The following is a 15,112-nucleotide window of genomic DNA, read 5'->3' on the forward strand; positions in this document are numbered from 1 at the left end:
TTCGTCTCAAGGAAATCCTCACCGAACCAGGAGTAATCATGGGCCTCATCACGTTGGAGCTTTTCGCCACCCTCGACCTCGTCGCACAATCACCCGGAAGCCCCGAAGAAGATCCAGAGAATTTCCCCTACGGTGGCTGGCAGGTTCCTCTGCTCGACCAGGTCTCCGGGGCGCAAGTTGTCGCCGCATACGAGGGCACGGATGCGCTCCTGCTCGGTCGACGCACCTACGACATCTTCGCTGCGTACTGGCCGAACCAAAACGATTCGTTTGCCACGTTGTTCAACGCGATCCCCAAATACGTGGCCTCGCGTGGCACACCCGATCTGCGGTGGGACGGTTCGACACAACTGGGATCGAACCTGGCCGATGCTGTGCGTGAGATCCGAGAGAGACACAACAACATCAAGGTCGTCGGAAGTCTCGATCTGGTTCAGACTCTGTTGCGCGAGAAGCTCTTCGATCGACTCGACCTATGGGTGCATCCCATCGTTCTCGGGGCGGGAAAAAGAGTGTTTGCCGACGGCACCGTGCCCAGCAACCTGACGCTGCTCGAGCCTCCGGCCGTCGGCGGCAAAGGCACCGTCTACCTGCGTTACGGCCTCGACGCCGGAACTCCGGACGTCGGCGACATGGACGACGTGCGAGGCGGCTGATCCGGCCGACACATCACTTCTTCTGTCGTCGGCTACCTGCGTGCCAGTCCTGTTGCACTCCTGCCTCGTCCTCCTGGACCCCTAGAGCCTTCAACTGAGGAAGCTCACGCAGACTTCGCTTCATCTCGGCGAAGCCGGGGAAGCGAGCGAGGCCGATCACGTTGTCCCACAGTGCTACTGCCTCCTCGTCGCTGGGGAGTCGGCTGATCACCGGACCGAAGAACGCGACACCGTCCGGCGGCTCGAACGCGATGATGGGTGTGCCGACGTCCTTGCCGGTCAGCGAGAGAGCATGATCGGTTTCGGCCCGGATCTCGTCGTCGATCGTCGAATCGTCCAGTGCTGCAGTGTGATGGGTGGGCAGCCCGACTTCTTCGAGGATCGGTCCGAGGAATGCCGCGGTGCCGCGATGTCCGTGGCTCGCAGCGTCGTCGGGCACCATCTCGGTGTCGAAGATGTGGGTTCCTAGGGCCTGATACAGCGGCCCGACAGCGTCCGACCCATGCTCACGACGAACAGAGGCAGCGGCCCGCAACAGTCGCAGACCCGCGGTATGCCCGGCCTCGTACTCCGGTGGAAAGTGCGCGTTGTAGTCGATGTGGGAGTTGAGCAGGCGCAGCGAGATGAACCGCCAGTCGACGGTGTACTCGCGCTGGGCCTGGACCTTGCGGACCCACTTGCTGGTCATCCAGGCGAACGGGCACACCGGATCGAAGTAGAAATCGATATCGGCCATCGAGTGGACGCTCCTTCTCGGGACGGAAGTTCTGTCCACTCGACGGTATACGCCTCCCGGAGCATCAGTGGGCCGCCGCCTGCGCCGGTATCACCGAGACGGCAGGCCGTGGCAGATTCCATCGGGTGCACCCCTCATCCAGTGCAGCGTCCACAGAGCGCACGACGGACGTCAGGTACGGGGCGGAACAGGTCATCCACTCCTCGGTCGATCCGCCGCTCAGAATGATCCGGTGCACCGGCGATCCGCACGTCGTGGACTCGGATGCTCGGCGCAGCAGTCTTTCGGCCGCCGAGGCCCACTCGTCCGCGTCGCCGGAGTTGCTGACGTCGCTGTGGAGGCCGACCACCTCCACTCGGTGACTGCAGAGTGCTGCCGGCGCATCGCTGTCGAGGTAGACATATTTCGTTCGTTGAGCGCACTCTGTCAATCGAGCGATCTGCGGCTCCGTACCGACGACGAAACGGAACACCCCGCGGTGCACGGCACTGCGGATACCGTCGGTGCCGGCTCCGCATCGAAACACTATTTGGGTCGGTCGAATCCCGCTGAGCTGCACACGATCGAGCTCGTCGTCATCGTGCGCGAGGACGGTGACACCGGAGTTCCGTACCCAGGTGGCGAGAGCTCGGTCGCCGAGCTCGGCCGCGCGAATACCGAAACCGACCCCTGGAATGACCCGACGCATGAGGTGGATCGAATTGTGCAGTTGTGTCGAGTGATCGGTCGCTTCGAGCGAGAGTGTCATGCACCCAGATATACGCCCGCACGAACCGCTCGGGCAGTTCGTTGACGGAGTTTTGACGCGACCTACCGAGATTCTTACGGGGTGCAGATGGTCGAGGCGCATCTGTTACCGCGGTGTCAAGGTCATCGTCCGCAGCGTCAATTTCCCGTCAAGGCCGGGCTGTTCGCCTCCTATCGGGACGATGATCGACTGGAGGCCCGCACTCGGTCCAGGATCGACGAGGAGATGTGTTCGATGACATTGTTGGATTATCTGCCGTCGCTCAGAGGTGCACTGTCGTCGCGATTGGACCATGCCGTGTGGCCGAGTACGACGCACTATCGGCACGGTCGAGTGACGGTGGCAGGAATGTTCCTCGACGACATCGCCGATCGTTACTCGACGCCGGTGTGCGTGATCGACGAAACCAGCCTGCGCGGTAGGTGCAATCGCATCGCGCTCGGGTCGTTCACAGCCGAAATGCTCTACAGGCCAAGCAGTGTGCTGGCCCCGGTTGTGGCGCGCTGGATAGGGGAGCAGCACTTGACGCTGGTCGTCGAGTCGATGGCAGCGTTGTCGTCCGCCCGGCAGCTCGGTGTCGATCCCTCGCACATCGTCGGCCGTGCGCAGAGCGCGCAGGCTGCAGATCTCCTTCTGTCACTTCCGGTGGGTGAGCGAGCGGGCCGAATCGTCGTCGCCGCAGGTCTTCACCGGATTTCGGATGCGGACCGTACCGTAGCCGTCGCACAGTCGACTCTGGTCAGCACCGATGGCAATCGTGAATACGCGGAGAATGTCATCGCTCAGGTTGTCGACTGCCCTGCAACGGTATTCGACGGTGTCGAATGCAGCGCGTCCACTCTCGACGGGGTGTTCGCACGGATCGTCGAGTCGCTCGGGGTGATGGCTCAGGCCTACCGAGATCACGGTGTGCTCGGCAATCGACTGCATCTACGGATCGACTCCCGGACGGGACTCGATACTGCGCTCCTGTCCGACGTCGTCGAAGACGCCGTCGACGAAGGCTGCATTCGGCATCGCTTTCCGCGTCCGCAGCTTGCCGTCGAGACCGGGGAGTCGATCACCGACGCGTCCATGGTGACGGTGTGCCGTGTCCGGTCTATCGACCGGACGGATTCGCAACGAGCCGTCGTGGTGGTGGACGGTGGAACCGGTTGCGCCCCGGCCGGTCCGGCCGCGGCGGTCATCGCCAACCGTCACAGCCAGGCCGGCGACGAATTGTTCGTACTCGCCGACGGCAGTGATCCTTTGCGTCGGTGCGTGATCGACTCGACAGTGTCGCTCCCGGCGGATGTTCGGGTCGGTGACGTTCTCGCGATCGCCGACGGTCCCGGAGACTGCCCGAGCGTCCTGACACTGTCCGACGGACAAGCCCACCATCTGGATCTGCTCCCCGAGATGCCTTCTCCGGTCCGGTTCATTCCACGAGTCGGTACCCCATTCCCGTCTCGGTGATGAGATGCCGAGGCTTGCCCGGGTCGACTTCCAGCTTGCGTCGAAGTTGAGACATGTAGATCCTCAGATAATTGGAGCCGTGATCGTGCCCTGGGCCCCAGACAGTTCGGAGTAGTTCTTTCTGCCCCACCAGCTTGCCTGCATTGCGGGCCAGCATCTCGAGGACTCCCCATTCGGTGCGCGTGAGATGCACGATCTCCCCGTCCCTGGTCACCCTCTTGGAGGCCAGATCGATCGTGAAGGACGAGGTGGTCACGAGCGGGTCCGTAGGGGACGTTCTGATGGCTCGTCTTCGGACGGCAACGCGCAGCCGGGCCAGAAATTCGTCCATCCCGAACGGTTTGGTGATGTAGTCGTCGGCACCGGCGTCGAGGGCTTCGATCTTGTCGCCGCTGTCGGTGCGCGCGGACAGCACGATCACCGGAATCTCGCTCCATCCTCGCACACCGGCGAGCACGTCCAGGCCGTCGATATCGGGCAGTCCGAGGTCGAGGATCACGACATCGGGGTGCTCGGACGCAATGGCGCGTAGCGCGCCGGTCCCTGTGGCCGCGGTGACGACGTGGTAACCGCGGGCGGTGAGGTTGATGCGCAATGCGCGCACGATCTGCGGTTCGTCGTCGACAACCAGAACCTTGATAGCGGACCGGGATTCACCCATGGGTCTGCTCGGAGAAGTCGACTCTGGCAGTCGATTCCGCTCGGGCCAACTCGACGGTCATGGTCACCCCGCCACCGGCGGTGTCGGACACCGTCACCGAACCTCCCATGGCTTCGACGAACCCACGCACAACGGAGAGTCCGAGCCCGACGCCCGTGGTGTTGTCGCGGTCGCCCGACCGTTGGAAGGACTCGAACACAGCCTCTTCGCTTCCGGGAGCGATCCCAGGGCCGCTGTCGGCAACGGTGATCACCGCTCGGTCGCCGATGTAGGCGGCCCCGACCCGCACCGGCGATCCGGGTGCGTGTCGCAGCGCATTGTCGATCAGATTCGCCAGCACGCGCTCGAGCAGACCCGCGTCGGCAGAGACAGCGACGTCGTCGACATCGACGATGACGAGCTCGCGACCAGTGTGCGTTCCGACGAGCGCTGCGTCCACAGCATCCTCGACGTACACGATGGACCGGCTCGGTTGAATAACACCCGCGGCCAACCGCGATGAATCGAGCAGGTTGCCCACCAGACCCGTCAGCTGGTCGGTCGATTCCTCGATGGTCGCCAACAGCTCAGCGGTGTCCTCGGCAGAGAACTCGACATCGGTTGCACGCAGACTCGACGCCGCAGCCTTGACCGCGGCGAGCGGTGTTCGTAGGTCGTGGCTGACCGCAGACAGCAGCGCCCGCCGAAGACGGTCCGCTTCCTTCAGTCCTGCTGCGGCGCTGGCCTCCTGGGCGAGTTCGGTCTGCCTGATCAGGCCCCTGGCCTGGTTGGCTACGGCGCTGAGCACACGTCGATCGTGCGCACCGGTCTTGGTACCGGACAGGAGCAACGTGAAGGAACCGTCGGGGGTGTCGATCGCGGTGTCGGCGTCATCGGGCACGGCGGGTGGAGAATCACCGACAGATTCGACGATGACACCGGCACCTCTGATGATCGAGACCGCGCGCTGGGAGTACGTCTCGCGGACTCGTTCCAACAGCGTTCGAATGTCGCCGCCGCGCAACACAGTTCCGGCGAACAGTGTCAGGAGCTCGGCTTCCTGTGACGCTCGCCGAGCTTCGCGGGTGCGTCGGGCGGCCGCGTCGACGAGAAATGCCACTGCCACCGCCATGATGAGCAGCACCACGGTGGTGACGAAGTTGTCGGGTTCGGCGATGGTGAAGCTGTACCGCGGGTCGGCGAAGAAGTAGTTGAGCAACAATCCTGCGATCAACGCAGACAGCGCCGCGGGCGCAACGCCGCCCAAGAGCGCAACGGCAAGCACGACCATGAAGAACAGGGCGCTCTCGCCACCGAGATCGAGATACGGATCCACCAGCAGCATCGCCAGGGCCGAGACAACGGGTACGACCACCGCGGCAACCCAGGACAGAATTCGTCGGTGCTTCGGGTTGGGCGGAATCAGCTGCCCGAGCCGAAAACCTCGACTGATCTGGTTGTGTGTGACCATGTGCACGTCGATCTTGCCCGAGTTCTGAATGACCGCAGCGCCGATGCCCTCGTCCAGTATTCGGGCCCAGCGAGACCGCCGCGAGGTTCCGATGACGAGCTGGGTTGCGTTGGCCCCTCGTGCGAAGTCGAGCAGCGTGGTCGGCACGTCGTCACCGACGACACTGTGCATACTTGCGCCGAGACTCGCTGCGAGTACGCGGACCTTCCCCATCTGCGGTGCCGAGACGCCGGTGAGGCCGTCACCGCGGATCACGTGCAGCACCATCAGTTCCGCGCTGGATCGGGAGGCGATCCGGCTTGCGCGACGCAACAGGGTTTCGGACTCCGGTCCACCGGTCACCGAGACGACAACACGCTCGCGTGCCTCCCACGTGTCGGTGATGTCATGTGTACTCCGGTATTTCGCCAACGCAGCGTCGACCTGATCGGCGATCCACAACAACGACAGTTCGCGCAGGGCAGTCAGGTTGCCTTGACGGAAGTAGTTGCTCAGTGCTGCGTCGACCTTCTCGGCTGCATAGATGTTCCCGTGGGAGAGTCTGCGACGCAGCGCTTCTGGAGCCACGTCGACCAATTCGATCTGTTCCGCTGCCCGTACCACCGAATCCGGGACGGTTTCTCGTTGCGGCACACCGGTGATCTGCTCGACGACATCGTTGAGGCTTTCCAGATGCTGCACATTCAGAGTCGAGACCACATCGATTCCCGCTGCCAGCAATTCCTCGACGTCCTGCCAGCGCTTCTCGTGGGCGCTACCCGGGGTGTTGGTGTGGGCGAGTTCGTCCACGAGCACCAGCGAAGGTTCACGCTCGATGATCGCTGCGACATCGAGTTCCTGAGCGATCGATCCGCGGTAGTGGACTATCCGCGGAGGAATCAGTTCGATGCCGTCCAGTAGTGCGGCGGTGCGGGCGCGGCCGTGGGTTTCCACCACGCCCGCGACCACGTCGCATCCTCGTTCTTGCCTGCGGTGCGCTTCACCGAGCATCGCGAAGGTCTTACCGACCCCCGGCGCGGCGCCGAGATAGATGCGGAGTTCACCGCGATCGAGTCCGCCGGACCCCCGCTTGCCGGTCTTTTTTCCCATGTCGTCTACCTGCTGCCCTTGACCGTCGAGGTTCAGCTCGTACCGCACCCCGGTGCCGTCAGTCCCAGAGCGACATTGAGCTCCGGCACGTTCACTGTCTCGTTGCCGAGGAACCCGAGCTGCCTGCCGTCGGTGTGTTCGGCCACCAGAGCCGTCACCGCGTCGACGCTCATGTTGTTGACCTGCGCGACGCGTTGAATCTGAATCGCCGCGTAGGCGGGGCTGATATCGGGATCGATACCCGAGCCGGATCCGGTGACCGCGTCGACCGGCACAGCGGCCGGGTCGACGCCTTCACGCTCGGCGATGACTGCACGGCGTTCCTCGATGAATGCCGCCAGTGCTTCGCTACTGGGACCCTGGTTGGTCGGCAACGACGCGGCCGGGTCGCTCACGGCAAAGGCGTCCTCGTCGGAGACGGATCCGGTAACCCGGTTGTGAAAGAACGGATCCGGCGCTCCCTCTTCGACCTGCGGGTCGACCCCGATCAGACTGCTACCGACGACGCACCCGTTCGCGTCACGCAGCGGCGACCCCTCGGCAGAGCTGGATCCGATGCGGCTCACCGCCCATACCGCCGCTGGATACCCGATACCGACGATGACCGTCAGCGCCAGCAGTACCGACAGTCCTGCCACGATCTGACCGAGAAATCTTTGTACGAAACGCATGTCAGCCTATCCCTGGGATGAAACGAACGACGAGGTCGATGAGCCAGATCCCGATGAACGGGGTGATGACGCCGCCCACTCCGTAGAGCAGCAGATTGCGGCGCAGCAGTGTCGAAGCGCTCGACGGGACATAACGAACCCCCTTGAGCGCCAGCGGAATCAGTCCGATGATCACAAGAGCGTTGAAGATGACCGCGGACAGGATCGCCGATTCGGGAGTGGCGAGCCGCATGATGTTGAGGCCGTCGAGTTGTGGGTAGACGACGCTGAACATCGCCGGCAGAATCGCGAAGTACTTTGCGAGGTCGTTGGCGAGGGAGAACGTCGTCAACGCACCGCGGGTGATCAACAACTGCTTACCGATCTCGACGACCTCGATCAACTTGGTCGGATCGGAATCGAGATCCACCATGTTGCCGGCCTCTTTTGCGGCCGACGTGCCGGTGTTCATCGCGACACCGACATCGGCCTGCGCCAGAGCGGGGGCGTCGTTGGTGCCGTCGCCCGTCATCGCGACCAGTCGGCCGCCTTCCTGCTCCTTGCGGATCAACGCAAGCTTGTCCTCGGGTGTGGCCTCGGCGAGGAAGTCGTCGACACCTGCCTCGGCTGCAATGGCTTTCGCCGTCCGCGGATTGTCACCGGTGACCATGACGGTCCTGATGCCCATGGCCCGCAACTGAGCGAATCGTTCCGCGATGTGGGGCTTGACGACGTCTGAGAGTTCGATGACACCCAGTGCGCGCGCGGGACCGCCCTGGGGCGCAGTAGCGACCACCAGTGGTGTTCCGCCCATTTCGGCGATGCTGTTCGAGATGTCGTCGATCTCCAGGGCGATCGAGGGACCGCCGTTGCTGCGGACCCATGCCAGCACCGAATCGGAGGCTCCCTTGCGAACCTGGGTGCCGTCGAGATCTATTCCGCTCATGCGGGTTTGGGCAGTGAAGGCGACAAATTCGCCGGTCTTCTCGGTGTCCGTGGCGTGCAGGGGCAACGAGTATTCGACTCCGCACAGATCGACGATGCTGCGGCCTTCGGGTGTGCCGTCGGCGAGGGAGGACAACCGTGCTGCTGCGGCGAGTTCGCCTGCCGTCGTGCCGGGTGCGGGATGAAGCCCGGTGGCACGGCGGTTGCCGAAGGTGATCGTGCCGGTCTTGTCCATCAGGAGCGTGTCGATGTCGCCCGCTGCCTCGACGGCGCGGCCCGACATCGCCAGGACGTTGCGCTGAACCAGTCGGTCCATACCGGCAATTCCGATGGCGGACAGCAACGCTCCGATGGTCGTCGGAATCAGACACACCAGCAGCGCGATCAGTTTGATCGGGTCTTGCTCCTCGCCGCCGTACGCGCCCATCGGTCCGATCGCGACGACGGCCAGCATGAAGATGATCGTCAGCGAAGCCAACAGGATGTTCAGCGCGATCTCGTTCGGGGTCTTCTGGCGCGATGCACCCTCGACGAGGGCAATCATTCGGTCGACGAACGTCTCGCCCTGAGCGGCGGTGATTCGTACGACGATCTCATCGGAGAGCACTCCGGTGCCGCCGGTCACCGCGGAACGGTCACCGCCGGATTCGCGGACGACCGGCGCGGATTCGCCGGTGATGGCCGACTCGTCCACGCTCGCAATGCCTTCGATGACATCACCGTCTCCTGGAATGATCTCGCCGGCGGAGACGACGACCTCGTCGCCGACCTTCAATTCGGTTCCGGGAACCTCTTCGATGGTCCCGTTCGACGTCCGACGGCGCGCGACCGTGTCTCGCTTGACCGCACGCAGGCTCGCGGCCTGGGCCTTGCCACGGCCCTCGGCCACGGACTCGGCAAGGTTGGCGAACAACAACGTGAACCACAGCCACGCCGCTACGAGCCAGGAGAACACCGAAGGATCGAGGACCGCGAGCACGGTGGTGACGACGGAGCCGATGAGTACGACGAACATGACCGGGTTGCGGGCAAGGTGCCGAGGGTCGAGTTTGGCGAACGCGGACGGTAGTGACGTCCACATCTGTCGGGGGCTGAAATATCCGGATCGGACAGGGGTGGGGGAGTCGTCGACGTCGGATTCGTCGTCGACGAGGCGGGATGAGGTGACGGTCATTGCAGTGCCTCTGCGATCGGGCCCAAAGCCAGGGCCGGGAAGAATGTCAGTGCCGCAACGAGAACGGCGGTTCCGAGTACCAGTCCGGTGAACAGCGGTCCGGTCGTGGGGAGAGTGCCGGGATTCGGAGCGGTGCGCTTGGATGTGGCGAGCGAACCGGCCAGTGCCAGTACGAAGATGATCGGCAGGAAGCGTCCGAGCAGCATCGCGATACCCAGTGAGGTCTGGAACCAGTCGCTGGTGACGGTCAACCCGCCGAACGCGCTGCCGTTGTTGTTCGAGGCGGAGGCGTAGGCGTAGAGGACCTCGGTGAATCCGTGTATCGATCCTGGCGTACCCGGGTCACCCGAATTGCCCTGGAAGCCGGTGGTGGAGGACAGGATCACGGTGATCGAGGTGCCGATCAGAACCAATGCGGGCATCACCAGTACCGACAGTGCAGCGAGGGTGATCTGGCGCTGCCCGATCTTCTTGCCGAGGTACTCGGGTGTACGGCCGACGAGGAGTCCACCCACGAACACCGCAATGATCGCGAGCACGAGCAGTCCGTACAGGCCGGTTCCGACACCACCCGGAGCGATTTCGCCGAAGAGCATGTTGAGCAGGACGGCTCCGCCGCCGAGTGGGGACATGCTGTCGTGTGCGGAATTGACTGCGCCGGTGGAAGTTCCCGTCGTCGCGACGGCGAAGAGGGTCGATCCGGGAATGCCGAATCGAACTTCCTTGCCTTCCATCATCGAACCTGCTGCCTGCGCGGCGACGCCGCGCGCACCGGATTCTGCAACGGCAGTGACCGTCAGGAGTGCTGCGAACAGCGCCGCCATGACCGCGAGCAGGGTCAGGCCCTGGCGACGGTCACCGACCATTGTGCCGAAGGTGCGGGTCAGTGCCACCGGGATGAGCAGGATCGAGATGATCTCGACGACGTTGGTCAACGGGGTCGGGTTCTCGAACGGGTGCGCGGAGTTCGCGCCGAGGATCCCGCCACCGTTGGTGCCCAGTTCCTTGATCGCCTCCTGCGATGCGACAGGAGCCAAAGCGTTCGAGACCGACGACCCATCGAGTCCCGTCGAGGCGAAACCTGTGCTGAAGGACTGAATGACGCCCTGGCTCAGCAGAATCAGTGCGATGACGAACGACAGAGGTAGCAGGATCCGGAGGATTCCGCGGACCAGGTCGACCCAGAAGTTGCCGATCTCACCGCCGGTCCGCACGCGCACGAAACCTCGCACGACGGCGATGGCGACAGCGAGGCCGACTGCGGCAGAAACGAAGTTCTGCACCGCCAAGCCCAAGGGCTGCGTCAGGTTCGACATCGTCGTCTCGGGTGTGTACGACTGCCAGTTGGTGTTCGAGACGAAGGAGATCGCAGTGTTGAACGCGACCGACGGGCTCACTCCCGACAGTCCTCCGTTCAGCGGGAGCACGCCCTGAACGCGTTGCAGCACATAGAGAAAGAGGACGCTCGCAGCGGAGAAGCCGAGCAGCGAGAGCGCGTATCCGACCCAGGTCTGCTGGGAGCGCGGGTCGATCCGGCAGAGGCGGTAGATCAGCTTTTCGACACGAAGATCTGCCCACACGGTTGTGCCGCCGCGGGTGCGCTGCAGGGTGGCTGTACTCCCTGCGGCACCGAGGCTCTCTGTTCTTGTATCGACATCATGTTCGGTGGCAAAAACTTTCGCCATGTAGTCACCGAGAGGTACGTACGCGATCGCCAGAACGACGACGACCACGAGGATCTGGAGCGATGCTGCCAGAGCTGCGGTCATGTTCTCAGAACCTCTCCGGGTCGAGCAGTGCCACGAACAGATAGATGACCACCGAGGCGGCGATCACCACGAGTACGACGTTGATGGTTCCGTCGAGCGTCATTTCGCCTTCGCCTTCGTAGTGGCAGTGGTCGCCAACGCCCGCAGGATCAGTGCACACACACCGAACCCCGCGGCCGTGACGAGGAGATAACCCAAATCAGCCATGAACGTTCAAGCCTCTTCGACATAGTGCGGTCCAACGCATCTTCAGCGCTGGCGGTCCAACGCTTCATCAGCGCTGGTCGGAGGGCTTATGACCCTCCGGTCACCGATATGTTTACGCCGTCGAAACTGGCCCGAAGACGATCCTTACGGATCCTTTACGCCTGCGAATTCAGTCATGACACAAATATGACGCGGCCATCTGTCAGCTCTCTCCCAACAGAGCCGAGCGCTGCTCGGTGACGACCGCGCGGATCGCGTCGACCACTGCCGACACCTCCGGTCGTCGCAGTGTTTCGGTGCGGGTGACGAGCCAGTAGGTCAGTTTCACGGCGATGGCGTCGGGCAGGATTCGGTGGAGGTCGGGGTGACGGTCTGCCATGAAGCACGGCAGCAGTCCGATGCCCGCTGATGCTCTGGTGGCTTCGACGTGAACGAACACGTTGGTGGAAGTGACCGATTCGCGCATCGTCGGGGTGAAGTTGGGGGCCAGATCGAGATCGTCGACGTGCAGCATCGAGTCGATGAAATAGATGAACGGGTGTGCGGAGAGGTCGGCCGGCACCTGTGGCGTCCCGTGTTCGTTCAGATACGTCTCGGAGGCGTAGAGGCCGAGTAGGTAGTCCCCGAGCCGGATGGCCTCCGCGCGATGCACCTGCGGTTGTCCGACGACGATCTCGATGTCCAGGCCTGATCTTTGCTGCGACGCGCGTCTGGTGACCGCGACGATTTCCACGGATACCCGCGGATGAGCGCGCTGCACCCGCGCCGCGGCCGGGGCTGCGATGTAGGCACTGAATCCGTCGGTCGCCGAAATACGGACGACGCCTTCCAGCGCGCCTGCATCGCTCGAGACGAGGGTGCGCAGCGCATCCTCGACGGCCTCGGCGGCGGCCAGCGCCCCGTGGCCCAGTTGCGTCAGCTCCCAGCCGCCGGCTCCACGGGTGAGTACTCGGCCGCCGAGCGTGTCCTCGAGTGCGGCGATGCGTCGGGAAATGGTGGTGTGGTTGATGCCCAGGTCGTCGGCTGCGGAGCTGTAACGACCGGTTCGACTGACGGCGAGCAGCACCAGCAGGTCATCTGCACTGGGGATCTTCGCGCCACCGCGTGTCATGTGTGCAGTTTTGCAGATCCCACCTGCGTTCATGGCTCTTGCGCCCAGAAACATCTGCACCAATACTCAGAGCAACCCCGCAACATGTGTGGTCTGTCACAGATACGAGCACGCAGTGCCGAGCAACACAGGAGAAGTTATGAGCGTCGATCAGCCACTGACCGAACGACCCGAACCGCCGGATCCCGATGCCACCCCCGCAGGCCTGAAGAAGGTCGTCGGAGCGTCGATGGCAGGCACCATCGTCGAGTGGTACGAGTTCTTCCTCTACGGCACCGCCGCAACGCTGGTGTTCAGCAAGATCTTCTTCGCTGCCGGAACCAGTGAGCTCGACGCGATCCTCGCGGCTTTCGTCACCTACGCCGTCGGCTTCGTCGCTCGACCGTTGGGCGGCATCGTCTTCGGCCACTACGGCGACAAGTACGGCCGAAAGAAGTTGCTGCAGTTCAGCCTCGTCCTCGTCGGCGGAGCCACGTTCCTCATGGGCTGCCTGCCGACGTTCGAGGCGATCGGCTACTGGGCACCGGCATTGCTGGTGACGCTGCGCTTCATTCAGGGCTTCGCCGTCGGCGGCGAATGGGGAGGCGCGGTTCTCCTTGTGGCAGAACACAGCCCGAACAAGTCTCGCGGATTCTGGGCCAGCTGGCCGCAGGCCGGTGTGCCCGCAGGTAACCTGCTCGCCACCGTCGCGCTGCTGGTGCTGACGACCACACTGTCCGACGAAGCCTTCCTCAGCTGGGGCTGGCGCGTCGCGTTCTGGCTCTCTGCCGTCATCGTTTTCGTCGGCTACTACATCCGCACCAAGGTCTCCGACGCCCCGATCTTCCTCGAGGCACACAAGCAGGCCGAGGTCATCAAGGCTGCGTCCTACGGCGTCTTCGAGGTCGTCAAGCGTTACCCGCGTGGCGTATTCACTGCGATGGGCCTGCGCTTCGGTGAGAACGTCATGTACTACCTCGTCGTCACCTTCTCCATCACGTACCTCAAGGTCGAGGTGGGCACCGACACCAGCACGATCCTGTGGTGGATGCTGATCGCCCACGCGATCCACTTCTGCACAATTCCGTTGGTGGGCAGGCTCGCCGACCGCATCGGTCGTCGTCCGGTCTACTTCGCCGGTGCGCTCACCGCGGCCACGTGGGGCTTCTTCGCGTTCCCCATGATGAACAGCGGACACAACGTCGTCATCCTGCTGGCCATCATCATCGGCCTGATGTTCCACGCCTTCATGTACGCAACGCAGCCCGCCATCATGGCCGAGATGTTCCCGACGCGGATGCGATACTCCGGAGTGTCGCTCGGTTACCAGGTCACGTCGATCGTCGCCGGTTCGCTGGCTCCGATCATCGCGGTCAAGCTGCTCGACATCTACGGCTCGTCCGTACCGATCGCGGTGTACCTGGCCGTGGCCTGCGCGATCACCGTGGTTGCCGTCGTCGTCGCTCGGGAGACCAAGGGACTGGCGCTCGAAAGCATCGACATCGCCGACGCCAAGAACCTGGCCACCGAGGCAGAGTTGGCGAAGGCCGGTCTGCTCGATCAGAATGCACAGCGGTGACGGACCTGACCGGACGCTCCGCCCTCGTCACCGGGGGAGCGTCCGGCATCGGGGCCGCGTGTGCGCGAGAGCTCGCCGGCCGCGGTGCACGCGTCACCCTCGCCGATGTGAACGACGTTGCCGCAAAGGAATTGGCGTCGGAGATCGGCGGTGAGGTGTGGTCGGTGGATCTGCTCGACACCACCGCGCTGGACGATCTTCGCTTGGACATCGACATCTTGGTCAACAACGCGGGTATCCAAACCGTCGCACCGATAGTCGACTTCGACCCGGGCGCGTTCCGCAGAATCCAGACGCTGATGGTCGAGGCTCCGTTCCTTTTGGTTCGGGCTGCGTTGCCGCACATGTACTCTCGCGGCTTCGGGCGGGTGGTCAACCTGTCATCGGTGCACGGACTGCGGGCCTCGGAATTCAAGGTCGCGTACGTCACCGCCAAGCATGCACTCGAAGGACTGTCGAAAGTGACGGCCCTCGAAGGCGCAGCCCACGGAGTGACGAGCAACTGCGTCAACCCGGGATACGTACGAACGCCGTTGGTGGAAAAACAGATCGCCGATCAGGCCATTGCACACGGCATCCCCGAAGACGAAGTACTCGAAAAGGTGCTGCTGACGGAGGCTGCCATCAAGCGACTCGTCGAACCCGCCGAAGTCGCCTCACTGGTGGGCTGGTTGACCTCCGAGAACGCGGGCATGGTCACCGGAGCGTCGTACACCATGGACGGTGGTTGGTCGGCTCGATAGCTTCGGTGCCGCCCGTTCCGCGTGAATGGACCACTGCATACGTCTGACCGGTGTGCACCGCTCCCCGGAAGTTGGACTGAGTAATTCAGTTCCGACTACTGGGGAGCGTGTGCATGCGTGTACGAAGTTCACTTACAGAGGATCAGCGGGTCGCGGCGGT

At 63.5% G+C, this 15,112-nt stretch carries 13 protein-coding genes; 4 read left to right on the plus strand and 9 right to left on the minus strand.

Annotation, left to right across the window (positions count from 1 at the left end):
- The first annotated feature begins 38 nt into the window (after window positions 1–38).
- On the plus strand, window positions 39–656 hold the full coding sequence (locus CH305_RS11285) for a dihydrofolate reductase family protein (protein ID WP_094703745.1): 618 nt from the start codon (window positions 39–41) through the stop codon (window positions 654–656).
- Window positions 657–669: 13 nt separating this feature from the next.
- Here the strand turns inward: CH305_RS11285 and CH305_RS11290 are convergent, their stop codons facing one another.
- Window positions 670–1,392: a hypothetical protein gene (locus CH305_RS11290; RefSeq protein ID WP_094703746.1), complete on the minus strand. Its 723-nt coding sequence runs from the start codon at window positions 1,390–1,392 to the stop codon at window positions 670–672.
- A 64-nt stretch (window positions 1,393–1,456) separates the two neighbouring features.
- Window positions 1,457–2,140 (minus strand): hypothetical protein, encoded by a 684-nt coding sequence (locus CH305_RS11295; RefSeq protein ID WP_094703747.1) that lies wholly within the window; start codon window positions 2,138–2,140, stop codon window positions 1,457–1,459.
- A gap of 234 nt (window positions 2,141–2,374) precedes the next feature.
- On the opposite strand from CH305_RS11295, the gene CH305_RS11300 reads away from it, so the two are divergent.
- Window positions 2,375–3,595 (plus strand): diaminopimelate decarboxylase, encoded by a 1,221-nt coding sequence (locus CH305_RS11300; protein ID WP_143545275.1) that lies wholly within the window; start codon window positions 2,375–2,377, stop codon window positions 3,593–3,595.
- Here the strand turns inward: CH305_RS11300 and CH305_RS11305 are convergent.
- The 7 genes from CH305_RS11305 to CH305_RS11335 form a co-directional block, all read right to left on the minus strand.
- Window positions 3,558–4,256 (minus strand): response regulator, encoded by a 699-nt coding sequence (locus CH305_RS11305; protein ID WP_094703749.1) that lies wholly within the window; start codon window positions 4,254–4,256, stop codon window positions 3,558–3,560. The genes CH305_RS11300 and CH305_RS11305 overlap by 38 nt on opposite strands.
- Window positions 4,249–6,795 carry a sensor histidine kinase KdpD gene (locus CH305_RS11310; RefSeq protein ID WP_094703760.1) on the minus strand — a complete coding sequence of 849 codons (2,547 nt, stop codon included), beginning with the start codon at window positions 6,793–6,795 and terminating at the stop codon, window positions 4,249–4,251. Before CH305_RS11310 ends, CH305_RS11305 begins: the two co-directional genes overlap by 8 nt.
- A gap of 32 nt (window positions 6,796–6,827) precedes the next feature.
- The gene (locus CH305_RS11315) at window positions 6,828–7,466 is read right to left on the minus strand and encodes a potassium-transporting ATPase subunit C (RefSeq protein WP_094703750.1); all 639 of its coding nucleotides are present in this window, start codon (window positions 7,464–7,466) and stop codon (window positions 6,828–6,830) included.
- A gap of 1 nt (window position 7,467) precedes the next feature.
- Window positions 7,468–9,564: a potassium-transporting ATPase subunit KdpB gene (kdpB, locus tag CH305_RS11320; protein WP_037154655.1), complete on the minus strand. Its 2,097-nt coding sequence runs from the start codon at window positions 9,562–9,564 to the stop codon at window positions 7,468–7,470.
- Window positions 9,561–11,333: a potassium-transporting ATPase subunit KdpA gene (gene kdpA, locus CH305_RS11325; RefSeq protein ID WP_094703751.1), complete on the minus strand. Its 1,773-nt coding sequence runs from the start codon at window positions 11,331–11,333 to the stop codon at window positions 9,561–9,563. The genes kdpB and kdpA overlap by 4 nt, the downstream gene beginning before the upstream one ends.
- Before the next feature lie 4 nt (window positions 11,334–11,337).
- Window positions 11,338–11,436 carry a K(+)-transporting ATPase subunit F gene (gene kdpF / locus CH305_RS11330; RefSeq protein WP_094703752.1) on the minus strand — a complete coding sequence of 33 codons (99 nt, stop codon included), beginning with the start codon at window positions 11,434–11,436 and terminating at the stop codon, window positions 11,338–11,340.
- A 306-nt stretch (window positions 11,437–11,742) separates the two neighbouring features.
- Window positions 11,743–12,651, minus strand: a complete 909-nt coding sequence (locus tag CH305_RS11335; RefSeq protein ID WP_094609263.1) for a LysR family transcriptional regulator — start codon at window positions 12,649–12,651, stop codon at window positions 11,743–11,745.
- A 139-nt stretch (window positions 12,652–12,790) separates the two neighbouring features.
- On the opposite strand from CH305_RS11335, the gene CH305_RS11340 reads away from it, so the two are divergent.
- Together CH305_RS11340 and CH305_RS11345 are read left to right on the plus strand one after the other, a co-directional pair.
- A complete protein-coding gene (locus CH305_RS11340; RefSeq protein ID WP_032404528.1) occupies window positions 12,791–14,209 on the plus strand; it encodes an MFS transporter in 1,419 nt (472 codons plus the stop codon).
- Window positions 14,206–14,952: a 3-hydroxybutyrate dehydrogenase gene (locus CH305_RS11345; protein WP_094703753.1), complete on the plus strand. Its 747-nt coding sequence runs from the start codon at window positions 14,206–14,208 to the stop codon at window positions 14,950–14,952. The genes CH305_RS11340 and CH305_RS11345 overlap by 4 nt, the downstream gene beginning before the upstream one ends.
- The last annotated feature ends 160 nt before the right edge of the window (window positions 14,953–15,112 follow it).

This window comes from Rhodococcus sp. 15-649-2-2 (assembly GCF_002258645.1).
In the GTDB taxonomy this organism is placed as follows: domain Bacteria; phylum Actinomycetota; class Actinomycetes; order Mycobacteriales; family Mycobacteriaceae; genus Rhodococcoides.

Excerpts from the sequence above, each read along its gene's own strand:
- kdpF (WP_094703752.1), bottom strand. The coding sequence starts at position 11,436 with ATGACGCTCGACGGAACCATCAACGTCGTACTCGTGGTGATCGCCGCC.
- kdpA (WP_094703751.1), bottom strand. The coding sequence starts at position 11,333 with ATGACCGCAGCTCTGGCAGCATCGCTCCAGATCCTCGTGGTCGTCGTC.
- CH305_RS11300 (WP_143545275.1), top strand. The coding sequence starts at position 2,375 with ATGACATTGTTGGATTATCTGCCGTCGCTCAGAGGTGCACTGTCGTCG.
- CH305_RS11295 (WP_094703747.1), bottom strand. The coding sequence starts at position 2,140 with ATGACACTCTCGCTCGAAGCGACCGATCACTCGACACAACTGCACAAT.
- CH305_RS11290 (WP_094703746.1), bottom strand. The coding sequence starts at position 1,392 with ATGGCCGATATCGATTTCTACTTCGATCCGGTGTGCCCGTTCGCCTGG.
- CH305_RS11310 (WP_094703760.1), bottom strand. The coding sequence starts at position 6,795 with ATGGGAAAAAAGACCGGCAAGCGGGGGTCCGGCGGACTCGATCGCGGT.
- CH305_RS11335 (WP_094609263.1), bottom strand. The coding sequence starts at position 12,651 with ATGACACGCGGTGGCGCGAAGATCCCCAGTGCAGATGACCTGCTGGTG.
- CH305_RS11305 (WP_094703749.1), bottom strand. The coding sequence starts at position 4,256 with ATGGGTGAATCCCGGTCCGCTATCAAGGTTCTGGTTGTCGACGACGAA.
- CH305_RS11285 (WP_094703745.1), top strand. The coding sequence starts at position 39 with ATGGGCCTCATCACGTTGGAGCTTTTCGCCACCCTCGACCTCGTCGCA.
- CH305_RS11340 (WP_032404528.1), top strand. The coding sequence starts at position 12,791 with ATGAGCGTCGATCAGCCACTGACCGAACGACCCGAACCGCCGGATCCC.
- kdpB (WP_037154655.1), bottom strand. The coding sequence starts at position 9,564 with ATGACCGTCACCTCATCCCGCCTCGTCGACGACGAATCCGACGTCGAC.
- CH305_RS11315 (WP_094703750.1), bottom strand. The coding sequence starts at position 7,466 with ATGCGTTTCGTACAAAGATTTCTCGGTCAGATCGTGGCAGGACTGTCG.